Annotated in this window: 21 protein-coding genes; 12 read left to right on the forward strand and 9 right to left on the reverse strand. The window is 63.2% G+C overall.

What is annotated here, in order from left to right:
* The first annotated feature begins 56 nt into the window (after positions 1–56).
* Together CH273_RS15685 and CH273_RS15690 are read left to right on the forward strand one after the other, a co-directional pair.
* The gene (locus CH273_RS15685) at positions 57–926 is read left to right on the forward strand and encodes an AraC family transcriptional regulator (RefSeq protein ID WP_032397035.1); all 870 of its coding nucleotides are present in this window, start codon (positions 57–59) and stop codon (positions 924–926) included.
* 160 nt (positions 927–1,086) lie between these two features.
* Positions 1,087–1,581 (forward strand): hypothetical protein, encoded by a 495-nt coding sequence (locus tag CH273_RS15690; protein ID WP_032397034.1) that lies wholly within the window; start codon positions 1,087–1,089, stop codon positions 1,579–1,581.
* 102 nt (positions 1,582–1,683) lie between these two features.
* Here the strand turns inward: CH273_RS15690 and CH273_RS15695 are convergent, their stop codons facing one another.
* Positions 1,684–2,127 carry a MarR family winged helix-turn-helix transcriptional regulator gene (locus CH273_RS15695; RefSeq protein WP_032397033.1) on the reverse strand — a complete coding sequence of 148 codons (444 nt, stop codon included), beginning with the start codon at positions 2,125–2,127 and terminating at the stop codon, positions 1,684–1,686.
* A gap of 59 nt (positions 2,128–2,186) precedes the next feature.
* On the opposite strand from CH273_RS15695, the gene CH273_RS15700 reads away from it, so the two are divergent.
* The gene (locus CH273_RS15700) at positions 2,187–2,714 is read left to right on the forward strand and encodes a phenolic acid decarboxylase (RefSeq protein ID WP_032397032.1); all 528 of its coding nucleotides are present in this window, start codon (positions 2,187–2,189) and stop codon (positions 2,712–2,714) included.
* 1 nt (position 2,715) lies between these two features.
* Positions 2,716–3,171 (forward strand): DUF3237 domain-containing protein, encoded by a 456-nt coding sequence (locus tag CH273_RS15705; RefSeq protein WP_032397031.1) that lies wholly within the window; start codon positions 2,716–2,718, stop codon positions 3,169–3,171.
* Between the two features lie 82 nt (positions 3,172–3,253).
* Here the strand turns inward: CH273_RS15705 and CH273_RS15710 are convergent, their stop codons facing one another.
* Both CH273_RS15710 and CH273_RS15715 read right to left on the reverse strand, forming a co-directional pair.
* Entirely contained in the window at positions 3,254–3,685 is a 432-nt protein-coding gene (locus CH273_RS15710) for a PPOX class F420-dependent oxidoreductase (RefSeq protein WP_032397030.1), read from the reverse strand.
* Positions 3,682–4,191 carry a tetratricopeptide repeat protein gene (locus tag CH273_RS15715; protein ID WP_082322598.1) on the reverse strand — a complete coding sequence of 170 codons (510 nt, stop codon included), beginning with the start codon at positions 4,189–4,191 and terminating at the stop codon, positions 3,682–3,684. Before CH273_RS15715 ends, CH273_RS15710 begins: the two co-directional genes overlap by 4 nt.
* 28 nt (positions 4,192–4,219) lie before the next feature.
* Here CH273_RS15715 and CH273_RS15720 point away from each other — a divergent pair, with 28 nt between their 5' ends.
* From CH273_RS15720 to CH273_RS15730, 3 genes are all read left to right on the forward strand, one after another.
* Positions 4,220–5,122: a LysR family transcriptional regulator gene (locus tag CH273_RS15720; protein WP_032397028.1), complete on the forward strand. Its 903-nt coding sequence runs from the start codon at positions 4,220–4,222 to the stop codon at positions 5,120–5,122.
* A gap of 162 nt (positions 5,123–5,284) precedes the next feature.
* A complete protein-coding gene (locus CH273_RS15725) occupies positions 5,285–6,346 on the forward strand; it encodes an isocitrate/isopropylmalate dehydrogenase family protein (protein WP_230596961.1) in 1,062 nt (353 codons plus the stop codon).
* A 3-nt stretch (positions 6,347–6,349) separates the two neighbouring features.
* Positions 6,350–7,666: a CitMHS family transporter gene (locus CH273_RS15730; RefSeq protein WP_032397027.1), complete on the forward strand. Its 1,317-nt coding sequence runs from the start codon at positions 6,350–6,352 to the stop codon at positions 7,664–7,666.
* A 1-nt stretch (position 7,667) separates the two neighbouring features.
* Here the strand turns inward: CH273_RS15730 and CH273_RS15735 are convergent, their stop codons facing one another.
* Complete coding sequence (locus tag CH273_RS15735) at positions 7,668–8,036, reverse strand: VOC family protein (RefSeq protein WP_032397026.1); 369 nt, start codon at positions 8,034–8,036, stop codon at positions 7,668–7,670.
* A gap of 60 nt (positions 8,037–8,096) precedes the next feature.
* Here CH273_RS15735 and CH273_RS15740 point away from each other — a divergent pair, with 60 nt between their 5' ends.
* Positions 8,097–8,567, forward strand: coding sequence for a nuclear transport factor 2 family protein (locus CH273_RS15740; RefSeq protein ID WP_082074044.1), 471 nt, complete (start codon positions 8,097–8,099; stop codon positions 8,565–8,567).
* A gap of 79 nt (positions 8,568–8,646) precedes the next feature.
* Here CH273_RS15740 and CH273_RS15745 read toward each other — a convergent pair whose 3' ends face one another.
* From CH273_RS15745 to CH273_RS15760, 4 genes are all read right to left on the reverse strand, one after another.
* Complete coding sequence (locus tag CH273_RS15745) at positions 8,647–9,435, reverse strand: ABC transporter ATP-binding protein (RefSeq protein ID WP_032397024.1); 789 nt, start codon at positions 9,433–9,435, stop codon at positions 8,647–8,649.
* A complete protein-coding gene (locus CH273_RS15750) occupies positions 9,432–10,457 on the reverse strand; it encodes a FecCD family ABC transporter permease (RefSeq protein WP_032397023.1) in 1,026 nt (341 codons plus the stop codon). The genes CH273_RS15745 and CH273_RS15750 overlap by 4 nt, the downstream gene beginning before the upstream one ends.
* Positions 10,454–11,482 (reverse strand): ABC transporter substrate-binding protein, encoded by a 1,029-nt coding sequence (locus CH273_RS15755; RefSeq protein WP_032397022.1) that lies wholly within the window; start codon positions 11,480–11,482, stop codon positions 10,454–10,456. Before CH273_RS15755 ends, CH273_RS15750 begins: the two co-directional genes overlap by 4 nt.
* A gap of 177 nt (positions 11,483–11,659) precedes the next feature.
* Positions 11,660–12,859: an MFS transporter gene (locus CH273_RS15760; protein ID WP_032397021.1), complete on the reverse strand. Its 1,200-nt coding sequence runs from the start codon at positions 12,857–12,859 to the stop codon at positions 11,660–11,662.
* Positions 12,860–12,906: 47 nt separating this feature from the next.
* Here CH273_RS15760 and CH273_RS15765 point away from each other — a divergent pair, with 47 nt between their 5' ends.
* The 4 genes from CH273_RS15765 to CH273_RS15780 all read left to right on the forward strand — a co-directional run bounded on the left by CH273_RS15765 (position 12,907) and on the right by CH273_RS15780 (position 16,594).
* A complete protein-coding gene (locus tag CH273_RS15765; RefSeq protein WP_032397020.1) occupies positions 12,907–13,971 on the forward strand; it encodes a substrate-binding domain-containing protein in 1,065 nt (354 codons plus the stop codon).
* 93 nt (positions 13,972–14,064) lie between these two features.
* Positions 14,065–15,450 (forward strand): putative bifunctional diguanylate cyclase/phosphodiesterase, encoded by a 1,386-nt coding sequence (locus CH273_RS15770; RefSeq protein WP_052049967.1) that lies wholly within the window; start codon positions 14,065–14,067, stop codon positions 15,448–15,450.
* Positions 15,451–15,465: 15 nt separating this feature from the next.
* Positions 15,466–15,885 (forward strand): TIGR03668 family PPOX class F420-dependent oxidoreductase, encoded by a 420-nt coding sequence (locus CH273_RS15775; RefSeq protein ID WP_032397019.1) that lies wholly within the window; start codon positions 15,466–15,468, stop codon positions 15,883–15,885.
* A 148-nt stretch (positions 15,886–16,033) separates the two neighbouring features.
* Positions 16,034–16,594, forward strand: coding sequence for a GNAT family N-acetyltransferase (locus CH273_RS15780; RefSeq protein WP_032397018.1), 561 nt, complete (start codon positions 16,034–16,036; stop codon positions 16,592–16,594).
* Here the strand turns inward: CH273_RS15780 and CH273_RS15785 are convergent.
* Positions 16,570–17,559, reverse strand: coding sequence for a hypothetical protein (locus CH273_RS15785; protein WP_230596959.1), 990 nt, complete (start codon positions 17,557–17,559; stop codon positions 16,570–16,572). The genes CH273_RS15780 and CH273_RS15785 overlap by 25 nt on opposite strands.
* Positions 17,560–17,719: the final 160 nt, after the last annotated feature.

Below are 17,719 nucleotides of genomic sequence, written 5' to 3' on the forward strand. Positions count from 1 at the left end.
TCCATCGGTCCAGTGCTCCTATCGTTTCGGGCAGAACGAAGGAAGGTCACCGGCACATGCTCGAACGATGGAACGCAGCACTCGACTACATCGAGAAGAACCTCGACCGCGAGATCGATCCGACCGAACTCGCTCGGATCACCCGCACATCGGAGTATCACTTTCGACGCGTGTTCTCGGCGCTGGCTGGACTACCACTGTCGCACTACATCCGACAACGCCGAATGACGCTGGCAGCAGCCGACATTCTCGACGGACAGGGTGTACTCGACGTCGCGACCAAATACGGATACACCGCGGACGCGTTCACCCGCGCCTTCCGAGACCTACACGGCATCACACCATCTCGAGCACGCCGCCCCGGAGCCATCCTTCGTTCCAGACAAGCAGTGACATTTCACCTGACCATCGAAGGACGAAGCACCATGCGATACCGCATCACCGACCTGCCCGCATTCCACATCGTCGGCAAGACCACCCGAATCCCACTCCGATTTCACGGCGAGAACACCGCCATGACCGAATTCCACCGAAACCTGGCCCCCGGAACCGGCGACGATTTACGCGAACTTGCCGACCTGCCCGAACTCCCCGACATCCTCTTCGTCAGCGACGGCTTCGAACCCGAACGCGAGGACGGCAGTCTCTTCGACTACTACTTCGCAGTTGCAAGCACGTCGGCCGGAACAACCGACTGGGACACCCTCGCCGTGCCCGCATCGACCTGGGCGGTATTCGAGACGAGCAGCAACACCGCACTCGCCCCCGCACTCCAACAACTCTGGGCCGACGCCTTCAGCGAATGGTTCCCCTCCAACCCCTACGAAACAATCCCGGGACCGGAAATCCTGACCGTCACCGAAGCCTCCCCCGACTGGTCCTCGGGAGCGGGAGAACTGTGGCTCCCCATCCAACGAAATCCATAGCCGTCCTCATCTCCTCCCCTCCCGGCGCTGCCCCCCGTTGACCACTCAATGTGACGTTCAGTGGCCTTTTCGGGGGTCAATGTCACATCGAGTGGACTGCTGGAGGGAGCCCAGCGCACGGCCGATCGGTCTCGGCCGCCGTGCTCGGTAGTCTGACGACATGTTGGCCGGCCGAGGAGAGGGGTTGCGTCGGCGATATCTGTCGCTGGGGATCGGCGAGCTGGTCGCAGCCGTAGTCTTCCTGACGCTTGCCCTCACCATGGCGATACCGCGGCTCGACGACCGACAGGACCGTCTCGCGTTGTGGTCCGCCCTTGTTCCGTTGCTCGTCGTGCTCGTACAAGCGGGGGTCTACTGGCTGCTGGCGCGTTCCTGGGTCGAAAACCACCCGATGCCCGTCTTCCTACGCGGGACCTACCGGGTGTGTCGAATCGTCGACGTCGCGTTGCTCGCTGCCGGGTTGGTGGGCATCATCGTATGGCTTCCCGCCGGGATCGGTGCGGCTCTCGCCGTCGTCGCGGTATGGCTCTTCGGAGTCATCGAGTTCGTCAACTACTTCGTCGTCCGGCTTTCCTATCCCGTACGCCATTGGCTGTCGACTGTTCGTCAGCTGCGCACTCCTCGATTGGTTCGCGACATGAACACTGTTGCCTGACTCCACCGTCGGCGTACCCGGTAGACACTCGATGTGACATTCAGTGGACTTTTCGGCAGTCAATGTCACATCGAGTGGACTGCGGTCGACTGGGCGAAACGCTCAGGACGATCGACGAGCCAGGATTTCCGTGATGTCGGCCAGAGCAGGGATTGCCGCAGAGAGTGCTCGACGGCTGTCCACGGTCAGTTCGTCGAGTGCGTCGGAAAGGACCTGCGAGCTGACTGCGTCGTATTCGGCGAGTAGGCGGAGGGCCTTGGTCGACGCCGTCAGGGTCGCTCCCCGGAGGTCGTTCGACGAGATCGATCGTTCGACGAGACCCGCGTCGACCATTGCCTTGATCAGGTTGCTCACGGTGGAGCGAGCGAGGTTCAGATGTGCCGCAAGGACGCCGGGGCTCATCGACGGCTTGTCGACCAGCGCCCTCATCACCTCGACGTGCGAGTCGGGGAGGTCAGGCAAATCCGCGGCCTCGCGGGTCGCGCGGAGCAGCGAGCGTCGCAGCGGCCCCAGTTGTCGCCCGAGTTCGATTGCGGAGGAGTGCATCGTTCGATGATCGCATATGTAGTTTTGCCGCAAACATAGTTTTGTGACAAAATGTCCTTATGGATATAGAGACCTCGGTTCAGAATCCGGTCCCGAATCAGGACCTCAGCGGCATCGTCGGGCACCGCTTCATCTACACGTACGCGAACGGCTGGCAGTACGAGATGTACGTCAAGAACGCTACGACGATCGACTACCGCATCCACACCGGCATGGTCGGTGGTCGATGGGTCAAGGACCAGGAAGTCGATCTGGTCCAACTCGATGACGACGTCTACAAGATCTCATGGAACGAGCCCACCGGAACATCCGTCGTCGTCAACGTCATTCCCGGCAAGCGGCGTCTGCACGGCACGATCTTCTTCCCTCAGTGGATCGAGCTGGACGGTACGAAAACTGTTCTGTACCAGAATGATCATCTCGACGAGATGCGCGCCTACCGTGATGCCGGACCGACCTACCCCATTTACGTGGTCCCCGAATTCGCCCGAATCACTCTGTTCGAGCACGTCGGCATCGACGACGAAACGATCGTGTCGGTCGCGCCCAGCGATCTGCCCGACGGATTCGCCGACCGAACGAACTGACGTGGGCCCCGAGCTGATCTTCGTCGCACATCTGTCGGTAACCGTGGGCGAACCGATCGACTTGGGCGAGGTGGTCGATGGTCACCGCCGCATCGTGCCGATCCTCGGCGGGACCGTCGAGGGCCCCCTACTGCGCGGCCGAGTCCTGCCCGGCGGAGCGGATCACCAGATTCTCCGCACCCCCACACTCACAGAACTGGACGCCCGATACGCCCTCGAGACCGATGCGGGCGAACGAGTCGCCGTACACAACATGGGCATACGAAGTGGTGCCGAAGAGGACATCGACGCACTTGTCCGCGGCGAAGATGTGCCCGCCGATCGCGTCTACTTCCGAAGCCAACCGCGCCTGTCCTCCGCCGCAAGCCGCCTCGCATGGATGAACGAACGACTGTTTCTCGGATCCGGCAAACGACTGCCGAACTCGATCGAACTGGACATCTATCAGATCACCTGACCGACGTTATTCCGCGCAGTCAATGTGACATTCGGTGGCCTTTCGGGCAGTCAATGTCACGTCGAGTGGACGGGGAGGGGTGTCAGGCGATCGATTGGCCGTAGACGTGGGTCACGGAGATAGTCACCAGAACTCGTCGGTCGGCGACCATGACTGCTCGGTATTCGTTCCAATCGGGGTGCTCACCGGCCGCAGCGCGGAAGTAGTCCACCAGGGCATCGACTTCGGGGCTGTTCGGTGACGTACCCGGGCCGGTGAGGGTGACGGTTCCTTCCGCCGTCGCCCATGCCCTACCGTCGGGACTGGTCACTTCCAGTGCGGCGCGTGGATCTCGACGCAAGTTGGCCGTTTTCGCTCGTCCATCGGTCACCGAGATTCGGATGGTCTCGGCAGCGCGATCGTAGAACGGCGTCACCGGCGAGAGCTGCGGAAGTCCGCTGGCCTTGATGGTCGCCAACACTCCGATTCGGCTCTGTTCGAGAAGGTCGTGTGGATCGAATGCGCTGTCGGTCATGGATTCCCCTCAGGTCGTGTGGACAACTCGGCCGCGTAGGCCCCGATTGCTCGACGATATTTCCCGATTGCCGGGTTCGCTGCCTGAAGCGCACTCCGAAGCGCCTGCGCTTCATCCCCGATATCCCACAGGGTCAGCGCCACGAATGCGTCACGTGCGGAGATGTATTCGTTCGCGAACTCGAACTCTCGGAGCACATGCAATGCATCGTGCGGTCGCCCGACATTGCGCAATGAACTCGCCAATTGGATCCGGGCCTGATTTTCCCGGTCGCCCTCGAGACCAGCCGACAGGGAGGCTTCATACAACGGGACTGCGGCCGCACCGTCGCCCAAGAAGTCTTCCAGCGATGCACGCTCGAACAGGGTACGAGCATCCGAATAGGATGCGGCCGAGAGCAAGTCCGCCATCTCGACACGCATACGGACGGGGTCGGTGTCATCCGCTTCACGCCAGAACGCCACTAGCGGGTCCACATTGCCTCCCCCTGTCGTCACGCGCTCCATCGTCGCAGACACCGCTTAGTCTCGACAGATGGATGTGGAACTGTCCCTACTCAAGTTGCTCGTGGAAATCGACCGCAGCGGGTCGATGACGGCCGCTGCCGAACGGCTCATGTTCACCCCCTCAGCTGTGTCCCAGCAGGTCAAGAGACTCGAGGCCGTCGTCGGAACCCCGGTCCTCGAGCGACACGCACGCGGAGTGCGCCTCACCGAGGCCGGTCGGCTCGTTGCGGGGAGAGCGGCGGCGATCGACACGCAACTGTCTGCCCTGCGCGCCGACCTCGACGATCTGCTCGACGCCCGCAGCGGCCACGTCACCCTGGGCGTCTTCCCTTCCTTCGCTGCATCTCTTCTGCCGGACGTCATGAGCGCATTCCGCTCTGCGCATCCAGGGATCGATTTGGGCATACGGTCGTCGCGGCTGCGCGACCTGCACGCGATGCTGCTGGGCCGAGAAGTAGATCTGTCCTTGGCATGGGACTACCCGGAATTGCCGATGGTGGTCGACGACGTCGAGACCGAAGTCATCGCCGAGGACGCCACGGTCCTTCTCGTTCCCGCGGGTTGGTCTCGGACAGGCCCCGTTCCACTCCAATCGCTCGAAGGCGAACAGTGGATCGTTCGCGCGTCGCAGCACTCCATCACCACGATGTTCCGAACAGCTTGTCTCAAAGCCGGTTTCGAGCCGAAGATCCTGATCGAGTCCAACGACTACATGGAATCTCAGGCGATGGTTGCTGCCGGGTTGGGACTCACCGTGGCACCCGCGATGACTACTCGCTACCTTCGCGAGGGCGTCGAGTCGATTGCCTTGGACGAACTCTCGAGGCGGCGAATCCTGCTGTGCTGCCTCGAGCAGCGGGCGCCGTCCCCTGCATCGAATGCCATGAGATCGGTGCTCGTCACGCTCTTCGAAGCTATGAATTCTGCTTGAGTCAGATGTAAGAAACGATCTCTGGTCTTCACGCTGTGTAAGCGGCAGGGTATGCCACAGGTCACATCGGTGACCTAGTCCGCAACAGTGCGGACGTGAACACCTGGAGACATCGTGACTACCGGACACCCAGCGCCAGCCCCAGACAACACAGTCGAACTGGTGGTTCTCGCCGGCGACGGCATCGGTCCCGAGATCAGCGCGGCGACTGCCTCGGTGGTCGAAAGTGCGCTCGCGCACAACGGAATCACCGCTAGGTTCACCGATGGAACCATCGGTTTCGATGCGCTCGCCGCCTCACGGACAACCATGCCCGACGCCATCGTCGATCTCTCGCGTGCAGCAGACGGCGTCGTTCTGGGCCCGGTGTCGCACCTGGACTACCCACCGACCTCCGAAGGCGGCGTCAACCCGTCGGGAATACTGCGGCGAAAGTTGGACCTGTACGCCAACATTCGGCCCGCCAGGACTGTCCCGGCTCTTCCGAATCCTCTCGGCAAGAATTTCGACCTCGTGATTGCCAGAGAGAACACCGAAGGCTTCTATGCCGATCGGACGATGTTCGCCGGTGGTGGCGAGTTCATGCCCACAGAGGACCTCGCACTGGCCATTCGAAAGGTGACTCGTCACGGTTCCGAACGCATCGTGCGCCGAGCGTTCGAGCTGGCACGGACGCGTAGATCGAAAGTCACCGTGGTGCATAAGGCCAACGTCCTCAGGCTGAGCGACGGGCTGTTCCTCGAGGCGGCCAGAGCCGTCCGGCAGGACTTTCCCGACGTCTCCTACGAGGAGCTATTGGTCGACGCTGTCGCCGCGCTGCTGATACGTCGACCGGAGTCCTTCGACGTGATCGCAACCACCAACATGTTCGGGGACATCCTCTCGGACGAGGCCACCGAGCTCTCCGGCAGCTTGGGATTGGCGGCGTCACTGAATGTCGGTGACAAGCACGCCGTCGCGCAAGCACAACATGGATCGGCACCCGACATAGCAGGGCAAGGAATCGCCAATCCCGCGTCGTTGATCGGTTCTGCCGCAATGCTCCTGGACTGGATCGGACAGCAGCGCGGTGACGAAAGACTGACTGCAGCGGGCAGATCGATTCATCGAGCCATCGACACGGCCGTGGGTATGCCCGAGACCCGCACGGCCGACCTCCACGGAACCGCAACCACCGAGCGCTTCACGCTCGCAGTAATCGAGCACCTCGAATCGGAGCGCTGAATCATGTTGGCAGTGCTCGGATTCGTCTCACTCGCATCCTTCATGCTGGTGGTGATCAAGAAGTGGGCGACGGCACTGGTTGCCGTCGTCACCATCCCCATCGTTGTTCTGTTGATCAGTGGACAGGGTGCAGCGCTACCGGACATGGTCGCGAAAGGCATCGAAACCGTTGCTCCCACAGCAATTTTGCTGCTCTTCGCGGTGCTGTACTTCGGGATCATGATGGACGCCAAACTGTTCGACCCCATTTCGCGCGGCATCATCCGACTGTCCGGCGGCGACCCAGTCAAGATCTGCGTCGGCACAGCGGTTCTCGCACTCCTGGTCGCACTCGACGGCGACGGCACCACGTCATACATGATCATCTGCTCCGCGTTTCTCCCCATCTATCGCAAGCTCGGAATCAACCCCCTGGTGATCGCCACGATCGCGACCATGGCTCTCGGGACCATATCCGGTACTACGCCGTGGGGCGGAGCCGCGACCCGAGCGATCAGCGTGCTGCAGATCGATGCCACCGAGTACTTCGTACACATGCTGCCGGCGATGCTGCTGATGTCCGCGGCGATCGTCGGCCTCGCGTACCTGTTGGGGCGCAGCGCACGTAAGAAGATCTCCCCTGAGCGCATCGCCGAAGTCACCGCGCACGTGTCTGCTGGCGGGCACGAAGAGGGCTCGGAGGGAACACTTCTGACGAAGGCAACCTGGCGAACGTGGGTGAACGCAGCACTGACGGTCACCTTGCTGGTGCTGCTGGTGCTGGGAGTCGCGGACCTATTGGTGCTGTTCATGCTGGGATTCATCATCGTGCTCGTCGTCAACCACCCCAAGCCCTCCGATCAGGGCGAGGTGATCCGATCGCACGCTGCCAACGCCGTCCCCGTCGTCATATTGGTCCTCGGTGCCGGCGTGTTCACCGGCATCCTCACCGAAACCGGTATGACAACCGCCATGGCCGACGCGCTGATATCGCTGATTCCGGACGGTGCCGAGGGCATGATTCCCGCCGCAGCCGCGCTGATCGGCATACCGCTGAGCTTCTTCATGGCCAACGACGCCTACTTCTTCGGGATAGTGCCGGTACTCGCGGAATCGGCTGCGCAGTACTCCATCCCACCCGAAGAGATGGCGCGTGCCGCCGTGATCGGCCAGATGGCTCACTCGATCGGACCGGCGTCGGCACCGTTGTGGGTTCTTCTCGGCCTGGTCCGCGCGTCACTGGGCGACTTCCAACGCTTCGCATTCCTGTGGGTGTTGGCCGCGTCGCTGATGTACATCGTGTTCGCGATTGTCACCGGAGCCATCTCGGTGGGTCTGTGACCTATTGTGCTGCCACGAATTCGATTCGATTGCCCACTCCGTCGCGGGTATGGAACCGTCGTCGACCCTGGATCTCCTCGGGGTCGGCCCAATTCACCGGGTAGCCGGCAGACGTCAACGCCGCAGCGGTTGCTTCGACGTCGGCAACGAAAGCCGGGTGCGCCTTCACTGCCGGACGAAAGTCGTCGTCGACGCCGACATGCAACTCACCGTCGGGACCACCCACACCCGGCACCCGGAACCAACAGCCCCCGCGAACGGCCAACAACGGCGGCTTCGGGACCTCCTCCCAACCCAAGGCTCCTGAGAAGAACGCTCGCTCGAGATCCTCGCCGCCCGCCGGACACGCGACCTGCACATGATGAATCATCGACAGAACGTACCGCCGACTCGATTGACACGTCGATGAACGGTAGGCAAACGTATGGGCATGCAATTGAGATTTCTGGCCGGCATCTCGACGGCCTTCGCATTCAAGCTTCTGCTGATGCGAGCGCTGACACTCAAGCTGCAGCGAGACATCGAAGCGCTGAACAACGGCGACTACCGTCCCCTGCTCGCGTCGTTCCACCGAGACGCAGTGCTGAAGTTCGCCGACGGAGACAGCCGCTGGTCGGGCACCCATCGCGGCCGCGCAGCCATCGAAAGATTCTTCCAGGACTTCGTCGCAGCCGGGATACAAGGACAGATCAGCGAAATCTACAGTGGCGGCGCACCCTGGCGAATGACCCTGCTCGTGCGGTTCGACGACCGAGCCCACGCAGCCGATGGCACCCAGATCTACAACAACCGCACCGTGCTCCTGGTCCGCACGAGCTGGGGGAAAATCATCTCGCAAGAAGACTTCTTCGAGGACACCACACGCATCGACGCATTCGAGAAGAAACTGCGGCAACTCTAGATCCCCCGGCCCGGCGTCACACTGTGTGCCATCCGCCGGTACTCAATGTGACATCCAGTGGCCTTTTCGGCAGTCAATGTCACATCGAGTGGACTCCAGGGTCGGAAGGGGTGGGGCGGCGATAGGTCACCTGGGGGTAGTTGTCGGCATTCGTGACGCTGGCGTTCACGTTGTATACCGTGCGCACCAGGTGTTCGGTGATCACTTCGTTCGGGGTTCCCGATGCAACGATGGTGCCGTGATCGAGGACGATGATTCGGTCGCAGAACATGGCGGCGAGGTTGAGGTCGTGCAGGGCGATGTAGCTGCTCAGGGGTAGGCCTGCGACGAGGGTGAGGATGTCGAGTTGATGTTGGATGTCGAGGTGATTGGTCGGCTCGTCGAGCAGTAGTTCGGTGGGTTGCTGGGCGAGGGCTCGGGCGATCTGGACTCGTTGGCGTTCGCCGCCGGAGAGTGTGTGCCACCGTCGGGTGGCTTTCGATGCCATGGCGGTGTCGGTGAGTGCTCGTGCGATGGCGGCGTCGTCGTCGGATGCGTCGCCGCCGAGGATGCCGTGATGTGGGATGCGGCCGAGGCGGACGACGTCGCGGACGCTGATGTCGATGTCGGTGTCGGAGTGTTGGTCGACCATGGCCACCCGTCTGGCGACGCGACGTCGGCGCAGTGTTCGCAGGTTGTTTCCGTCGAGCAGCACGTCGCCACTGTCGGGTGCGACGATGCCGGCAAGAATTCGCAACAGGGAGGATTTGCCCGAGCCGTTGGGGCCGATCAGGCCGATGGTCTCTCCCGGTTCCGGCGCGAAGCTGATGCCGTCTAGGATCGGGTGTCCACTCCGGGTCCATCGAATGTCTCTGGCGTGCAGTGTCATCGAGATCTCCTGAGCCGAAAGAGAATCAGGGCGAAGGCCGGAACGCCGATGAGGGCTGTGACCACTCCGACCGGAATTTCCTGTGGTGCGAACACCGTTCGAGCGATGGTGTCGACCCAGACCATGAATATTGCCCCCATCACCACCGTCGTCGGGAGCAGTCTTCGATGGCGCGACCCCACGAGGAAACGAGCAGCGTGCGGTAGCACCAGCCCTACGAATCCGATGGCACCGGCGGCGCTGACGAGGGCGGCCGTGATCAATGCGGTGATGACCAGCAACAGGATTCGCACGTATTTCACCGGAACGCCGAGGGATGCGGCCGCGTCGTGCCCGAAAGTGAAGGCATCGAGGGCCGAGGTGTTGAACAGGCACACCGCCATGCCCAACAGTGCCACAGTGCCGCACAGTGCCACGTCCGTCCAGTCGGCGCCGCTCAAGGAACCGAGCAGCCAGAACAAGACTCCTCGGGTTTGCTCGGCGTCGGCCGAAGATATGACGATGAACGACGTCAGAGCCGAGAACAGTTGTGTACCTGCCACTCCCGCGAGCACGACGCGGTCGTTGCCGCCGCCCGCACCTGCGGCGAGCAGCATGACCAGCACGAACGACAGCAGCGCTCCGGCGAAGGCTCCGGTGGACAGCGACAGTGCACCGCCACCGACGCCGAGCACCGCGACGACGACGGCACCGGTGGATGCGCCCGACGAGATACCCAGTACGAACGGGTCGGCGAGGGGATTGCGCAGCAGCGATTGCATGATGGCTCCGCACAGCGCGAGGCCTGCACCGCAGACGGCGGCGAGCAGCGTTCGGGGCAATCGCAACTGCCAGACGATGCCGTCCTCGATGCGGCTCACTTCGGCCGTACCGATCCCGATGTGCCCCAGTATCACTCGATACACATCGGATACCGACACGCTGGCCGGACCGATGGTCACGGCCACGCCGATCGAGAGCACCAACACCACGAAGCCACCGAGCAGAAGCGGGATCAGCAACCCGCGATCGGTCCGGCTCATGGGGTGGTCGATCCCCAGTTCTGCAGAGCAGCAGCAACTTTTTCGACCCCGTCGATCGTACGGATCGACGGGTTGAGGTCGGCACCGTTGACGACGATGTACCGCTTGCTCTCGACGGCGGTGAGCCGACTCGTGACGGGATTCGATTCCAGGAAGGCGATCTTGCTGTCGAGAGCATCCCCGGCGATGCTCCGTCGGCTCAGGTCCGCGAGCACGAGCGCGGTGGGATCGCGATCGAGAACACTCTCCCAATTGACCTGTGGCCATTCGTCGGTGGTGTCGGCGTAGATGTTCTCGGCACCGACGGATTCGGTGATGATGCCCGACGATCCACAGCATCCGGCCATGTAGGGGGTGTCGGTGTCGGCGAACCAGTACGCCAGCGACACACCGGAGGCGTCGACGGCTCCCGATGCCTTCGCGAAGCGATCCTGCAGTTCGGCGATGAAGCGTTCACCGCGATCACGCACGTCGAAGATGGCCGCGAGGTCGCTAATCTCCTGGTAGACGGTCTCTATCTCGAGTGGTGACGTACGCGCGCCGTCGGAGTTGACGCTGTCGTCGGTCTTGCCGTTGCAGTCGGTGGGAGAGAGGTAGCTCGGCACACCGAGCTGCTCGAACTGGTCTCTGTCGGCGACGCCTCCCGGTCCGAGGGTGCCGCCGAACGACGCGGTGACGAAGTCGGGCTCGGCGTCCAACACCACCTCGAGGGAAGGTTTGTTGTCCGCCAACCTGGGCACCTTCGCGTTCTCCGACTCGAGGTTCGCACGGACGGGGTCGGTCCAGGTGGCGGTGCCGACCATACGGTCGGCGAGGCCGAGCGAGAGAAGGATTTCCGTCGAACCCTGATTCAACGAGACCGCACGTTGCGGCGGGGCGTCGACGACGACGTCGCGACCGCAATTGTCGATGGTCAGCGGATAGTTTCCTGTGGTCGGGGTGGCCGCGTCGGTCGTCGCCGTGGACGAACAGCCGGCGAGAACGAGGAACGAGACAGCGCCTAGTACGGCGAGGGTGGTGCGCATCGTGAAGAGCTTCCTGCTGAGGGCTCGTGTCGCGGAGCCGCGGTTGGAGGTGGATCGCGACGTCCGAGCATTCGGACTTCGAGCTCTCACTCGTCACCGTTGCGCGCCAGCTCCGGAATTGCACCGGATTCCCTCGTTCGTCGCGTGCTGACCCTATCGTGCGGGGTACCTCAACGGTCAGCGTGCCGTTGCTGTCACCGGCTCCTGTGCGTAGCGACTCGGAAAGGTTCTGCGCGCCACCACGACCACGGCCAGCGCTGCGGCGACCAGGGCTGTTGCAGCAGCGGTGACGGCCCCGATGCCGCTCAGGTCGATCACCACACCGCCCAGCAGTGCGCCCGTCGCGATCGCCAACTGGAAGGAAACGACGTAGATCGCCGACGCCTTGTCCGCATCGGCCGGGGCGGCTCTGACCACGGCCGATTGAATACACACCGGAAGGGTGGTGAAGGCCAGCCCCCACAACGCGATGGCACCGACGGCGAACACGGCCCAGCTGCCCGGAGCCCCGCTCAGAGTGCACCAGAGAATTGCCACTGCCGCTGCGACCGCACCGAGGGCCGCGATGGTCGAGTGCCGGGGCCACCGGTCGTAGGTTCTCCCGATCACCCAGATGCCGACCACCCCGAACAGTCCGTACAGCATCAGCATCAAGGTCAGGGTGGTTCCCGCCGATCCGATGGCACGGTCGACGATCACCGAGAAGTAGGTGTACGCGGCGAAATGACCGAGGACGGCCAGGAACGTCACTGCACACAGAACGGCCAGGGAGCCGTCGAGCACCCGCGGTGTCTTCTTCGTTTCCGAGACCGCTCGGGTGACCGGTAGTGCCGGGAGGACGAAGTACAGCGCCACCGCGATGGCTGCGGCGACGATGCCGAGAATCGTTGCTGCGGTGCGCCATCCCAGCCACTGCCCCAGTGCTGCCGTGAGCGGGTTGCCGGCAACCAACGCCAACGAGGTACCGGCATACACCGTCGCGATGGCCTTGCCCTGCTTACCGGGTAGAGCCAGAGATGCCGCGACCGGAGCGACGACGGCCCAGAAGACTCCGTGCGTTGCCGCGCAGAGCATTCGAGAGATCACCAACATCGGATATCCGACCGATACCGCCGAGAGGAGTTGCGAGAGTGCCAGTGCGGCAACGGTGATGACCACGACGCGTCGTCGGGGCCACTGCCGCACGAACCGGATCAACGGCATCGTCATCACGGCGACGCCGTACGCGTAGAAGGTCAGTAGGAGACCCACGGCGGATTCGCCGACGCCGAGGTCCCCGGATATCTCGGGGAGCAACCCCACGGGCAGCGTTTCCGCCGTGACGTAGATGAATGCGGCTGCGGCGAGCACCAGCAGCTTCGGTAGCGGCGACGACATGCTGTGTATCGTTACACATCATCGGTGCCGCGCGCTACAGTGGGCCGGTGAACACTCGGGTGACCATGGCCGACGTCGCAGCGTCCGCAGGCGTTTCCACCATGAGCGTCTCGTACACCTACAACCGACCGAGCCGAGTTTCCGCGGCCACCCGCGATCGCGTGCACGAGGCAGCAGCGGCCCTCGGATACGCCGGTCCCAACCGCACCGCGCGGTCGTTGCGCAGCGGCAGGCACGACAGCATCGGCGTCGTCCTCGGCGAGAAGCTCACCTACGCCTTCGAGGATCCCCAGGCTCGACGGTTTCTGTCCGGCATCGCCGAAGCGTGTCTCGACGCCGACACCGCGCTGGTGATGCTGCCGAACCTGCACCGCGACACCGACAACGCTCGCATCCGAGACGCACAGGTCGACGGGTACGTGGTGTGGACCACGGAGATCGACGACCCCTTGCTCGACGTGCTCGTCGAGACCGGCCGCCCCACGTGCATCCAGGGTGGGCCCGACCACCCTGGCCTGAACTCGATCGCCATCGACGACAGGGCGGCAGCCGACGCAGTGGCCACCGCCGCATTGCACAGCCGATCTCGACCTGCCATCGTCGCTCTCAGGCCCGATACCCGACGCGAATCGACGATCGTGCGTGGCGCGGACGCGTCGGACATCTCGATGCCGGTGACCCGAGCTCGACTCGAGGGTTACCGAGACGCATGCCTGCAATCGGGGATCGAATGGTCGACGGTACCGACACTGTTCACCACCAACAACGCCCGCCCCGAAGGGGACCGAGCAGCGCAGGTGTTGTTGCAGGACAACGCTATCGACACATTGCTCGTGATGAGCGACGAACTTGCCCTCGGAGTGCTCGATGCTGCGGCCACAGCCGGAATCGACGTTCCGGGGCGACTGGCCGTGACCGGGTGGGACGACTCCCCTGCCGCGGCCGAGGCCGGATTGACCACCGTTGCGCAGTCGCTGTTCGATCAGGGCCGGTCGGCGGCTCGGTGGGTGCTCGGACTCAGCGACAGCGTGGACGACGCGATCTGGAGCGTCGAAGAACGAGCATCGACAGGACGCGCAAACGGCCCACAAACCAAGGACACCGTGATCTAATAGTCCTAAAAAAGGGGATGCTCCCTGTTTATAGCGTTCAAGCAGACTCTTCGGCTAGTATCATCCATGGCTGTCCGGCCATGAGGGGGAACAGTGAGCCGAGAGCACGACGCGCCGCCCCGTCATGTCGCCGCGGTCACCTCAGCCGCCGCCGTAGTCGGAACAGCCGCCCAACGCGACGCGCTGACCGGTCTTCCGAACCGCGTCGAGATCCTTGCCCTCATCACCGACGAGCTCGAACGACGCACCCCGGATCGTCAGTTCAGCGTCCTGCTGGTCGACATCGACGGATTCCGAGAGTTCAACGACGCCCTCGGACCCGCCCAGGGCGACAGCCTGCTGTGCATGGTCGCCGACCGACTGCTCGCCTCCACCCGCCCCGGCGACACCATCGGCCGACTCATCGGCGACGAATTCGTCGTCATCGCACGGGGATGCCACTCCATAGCCGCGCGCGCCCTGGCTGCCGGATTCGCGAGCATCTTCGAGCCCGCCTTCGAGCTCTCCGGCCGCCAACTCACCCTCACCGCCAGCGTCGGAGTCGCCTCGAGTACCACCACCGACATCAGCGCCACCCAACTGGTCCACAACGCCACCGCAGCAATGCACGCCGCCAAAGCCGTCGGACGCAACGAACACCACGTCTTCACCGACGAGCTCCACCACACCAACCGCACCCGACTCGAACTCATCGAACGACTACGCGGCACCGCCATGGTCGAGCGCGAACTGACGATGGTCTACCAACCCATCGTGGAACTCGCGACGGGAACGGTCGTCGGGGCCGAAGCACTCATCCGATGGAACCACCCCCAACTCGGCCTGCTGATGCCCGACACCTTCATCCCCCTCGCCGAGGACGCCGACCTCATCGTCCCGCTGAGCATGTGGATCCTCGCCGAGGTCGCGCACACGATCGCGGACTGGCAGACCCGCAACATCCACCTCCAAGTGGGCGTCAACATCAGCCCAGCCCACTTCGCCACCGGAACCCTCGCAACCGACGTCATCGACACCGTCGACACCTACGGCATAGAACCCGGACGACTCGCCCTCGAACTCTCCGAATCACAGACACTCCACGACCTCGACGCAGTCCACTACCAACTCCGCGACGTCCAACGCCACGGCGTCCTCATCGCCATCGACGACTTCGGCTCCGGCTTCTCCTCCCTCGAACGACTCGCCACCCTCCCCGTCGACACCCTCAAGATCGACAAATCCCTCACCCAACACCTCGACAGCGACAACCTGCACCGACGCCGCGCCATGACCACGCTCTGCACAGCCCTCGTCGACGTCACCACCACTCTCGGCAAAGACACCGTCATCGAGGGAATCGAGACACCGGAACAACTCCAGATCTGCACCGACATGGGCGTAACCTTCGGCCAAGGACACCTACTCGGACGCCCCATGTCCGTTGCGGCACTCGAACAATTCATCACCCGACACAGCACCCACAGCGAATCCGCATAACCCGAGGAACCGAACGTGAAGATCGACAACGAAGTCCAACGCTTCACCGACGCACCCCGAGCCCAACTCTCCACCATCAACCCCGACGGCACACCACACCTGGTCCCGATCGTCTTCGCCGTCGCCCCCACCGGCGACCGAATCTTCACCGCCATCGACTGGAAACCCAAGACAACGCAGAAACTCCAGCGACTCGACAACATCCGCGCCGACCCCGCCGTCAGCCTCATCGTCGACCACTACACCGACGATTGGTCCCAACTCTGGTGGATCCGCGCGGACGGATCCGCCCACATCGTCGAAACCTCCAGCGCCGAAGGCACATCGGCCACCGACGCCCTGGTCGCGAAATACAGTCAATACAAAAACAACAGACCCGAAGGTCCGGTCATCATCATCGACAAACTGTCCTGGAGATCCTGGTCGGCTTCCTGACCCCGCCCCTGCCGCTGCCCCTTGTCCACTCAATGTGACCTTCGGTGGCCTTTTCGCCCGTCGATGGCACATCGAGTGGACTGCGAGCGGGTGACAGTGCAACGAAATTCGTTGGCAGATCGGGTGCACTGTTGACACACTGCTGGCCATGTTCGATGTACCTCCGGATCGGATTGTCACCGGCCGACTTCTCATTCGTCGCGAGTCGGCCGGCGATGCCGTTGCCGTTGCCGACGTGATCGGTCGCAATCTCGCGCGCCTTGCGCCGTGGATGGGGTGGGCGACCGAAGAGGCGGCCCAGCCTTCGGTGCAATCGGCTCGTATTGCGGAGGCCGTCGAGCAGTGGAATGCCGGGGAGATGTTCGATTACGGAATTTTCGAGCGCGACGGCGGTGCGTTTCTGGGCAAGATCGGGATGCATCGCCGGATCGGCCCGCACGGCATCGAATTGGGTTACTGGCTCGACGCCGGGGCCGAGGGACGTGGGGTGATCAGCGAGGCGGTCGGTGCCCTCATACGGGAAGCCGTGGGGCTGGACGGAATCAATCGAGTCGAAATTCATTGTGATGCAGCGAATCTCCGGAGCCAGGCCGTACCCGAGAGGCTTGGATTCGTGCTGGACAGGATCGAGCATCGGCCGATCTCGGCTGCGTCCGAGACCGGCAAGCACATGGTGTGGGTGTATCAACCCGAGCGACTACGAGCCTGATCCGCTCGCGGTCGGACCGTGACATTCGGTCGCGGTCGCGCCTTGGCCTGCTCGTAACGCGCACGAAGGTCGGACAGAACGCGTTCCGGGTCCTCCCGAATATCGCTCGGCAGATGTGTCACCACGATGAGGCCGGCATTCTGTGCTCGTTCCCGACGCGCCACCGTCGCCCTGTGCGCCGCGGGCGAGAGATGGTATTCGAGCGAATCGATCTCCCAATCCAACGCGACGTCGTCGAGCCAGTTGTCGGCTATCAGCAGGAACCTGCCTTGCTCGTCGTGGACAGCCACGTTGTGCTGCATCGTCGGAAGTCCGCTGCGCGCGTACAGCTTCTGGGCCTGAGCCTCCGCCACCGAGTGCGCACCTGCAGCCAGTTCCCTCAGAACTCGACGTGGCATCGCAGTTCCCCGCGTACTACCGGCGTTCAGTTCCTTCATGATCGCGTCCACGGTAGCCGCACCTCGCTGCACGACACCGGCAATCAACGCCATGCACTGCTCGGCATTCTTCATCCGTCGAACTGCATCGCACAGACACCGAACGATCGGGGCGACGCGAAGTCCCGACTTGATTTCCGCCGTCGGCATTCGCCACGTCCGCTCCACGACAGCGAAGCCCACGGACTTGCGATGTTGCGGCTCGGGAATCAGTGCGAACGTCTCCTCCAACGAACCCGACGTGCCCAATCCATGCAACGCCAGCCCTGCCCGACCGCTGATGAGAGCATCCTTTCCGCAGTAGATCGCAACCGCGGTGGCTCGTTCAATCGGCGTCAGCGAACGATTCTTCAAGAACACCAACCCAGGTAACGCCCGTGACCAGCTGCCGTCCGGCTGGGTGCGTCGAACGATGGTCTTCGACGCCACCCCGAGCTCGAGTAAGTGCGCTGTCCTCATGAACCCGCGATCCGACGCAGCCGCGATCACCTTCGCATCGACTCGTGCTCCACCCCGCTTCATGGCCATGATGATGCACAGTCCGCGCACCCCGAATCCGCCGCGACGACGGGAAACGAACTACCCTGTGGATAACTCACGCCCTGTGGACGAACTTTTACCCACGCGCGCCGAGGCGACGTCGTATCGAGATCCAACGCACCCGAAGATCCACCGCCCGCACCCGACC

It is taken from the genome of Rhodococcus sp. 05-339-2, assembly GCF_002258965.1.
GTDB lineage: Bacteria > Actinomycetota > Actinomycetes > Mycobacteriales > Mycobacteriaceae > Rhodococcoides.

Excerpts from the sequence above, each read along its gene's own strand:
- CH273_RS15685 (WP_032397035.1), top strand. The coding sequence starts at position 57 with ATGCTCGAACGATGGAACGCAGCACTCGACTACATCGAGAAGAACCTC.
- CH273_RS15690 (WP_032397034.1), top strand. The coding sequence starts at position 1,087 with ATGTTGGCCGGCCGAGGAGAGGGGTTGCGTCGGCGATATCTGTCGCTG.
- CH273_RS15695 (WP_032397033.1), bottom strand. The coding sequence starts at position 2,127 with ATGCACTCCTCCGCAATCGAACTCGGGCGACAACTGGGGCCGCTGCGA.
- CH273_RS15700 (WP_032397032.1), top strand. The coding sequence starts at position 2,187 with ATGGATATAGAGACCTCGGTTCAGAATCCGGTCCCGAATCAGGACCTC.
- CH273_RS15710 (WP_032397030.1), bottom strand. The coding sequence starts at position 3,685 with ATGACCGACAGCGCATTCGATCCACACGACCTTCTCGAACAGAGCCGA.
- CH273_RS15715 (WP_082322598.1), bottom strand. The coding sequence starts at position 4,191 with ATGGAGCGCGTGACGACAGGGGGAGGCAATGTGGACCCGCTAGTGGCG.
- CH273_RS15720 (WP_032397028.1), top strand. The coding sequence starts at position 4,220 with ATGGATGTGGAACTGTCCCTACTCAAGTTGCTCGTGGAAATCGACCGC.
- CH273_RS15730 (WP_032397027.1), top strand. The coding sequence starts at position 6,350 with ATGTTGGCAGTGCTCGGATTCGTCTCACTCGCATCCTTCATGCTGGTG.
- CH273_RS15735 (WP_032397026.1), bottom strand. The coding sequence starts at position 8,036 with ATGATTCATCATGTGCAGGTCGCGTGTCCGGCGGGCGGCGAGGATCTC.
- CH273_RS15740 (WP_082074044.1), top strand. The coding sequence starts at position 8,097 with ATGCAATTGAGATTTCTGGCCGGCATCTCGACGGCCTTCGCATTCAAG.
- CH273_RS15745 (WP_032397024.1), bottom strand. The coding sequence starts at position 9,435 with ATGACACTGCACGCCAGAGACATTCGATGGACCCGGAGTGGACACCCG.
- CH273_RS15750 (WP_032397023.1), bottom strand. The coding sequence starts at position 10,457 with ATGAGCCGGACCGATCGCGGGTTGCTGATCCCGCTTCTGCTCGGTGGC.
- CH273_RS15755 (WP_032397022.1), bottom strand. The coding sequence starts at position 11,482 with ATGCGCACCACCCTCGCCGTACTAGGCGCTGTCTCGTTCCTCGTTCTC.
- CH273_RS15760 (WP_032397021.1), bottom strand. The coding sequence starts at position 12,859 with ATGTCGTCGCCGCTACCGAAGCTGCTGGTGCTCGCCGCAGCCGCATTC.
- CH273_RS15780 (WP_032397018.1), top strand. The coding sequence starts at position 16,034 with ATGTTCGATGTACCTCCGGATCGGATTGTCACCGGCCGACTTCTCATT.
- CH273_RS15785 (WP_230596959.1), bottom strand. The coding sequence starts at position 17,559 with ATGGCCATGAAGCGGGGTGGAGCACGAGTCGATGCGAAGGTGATCGCG.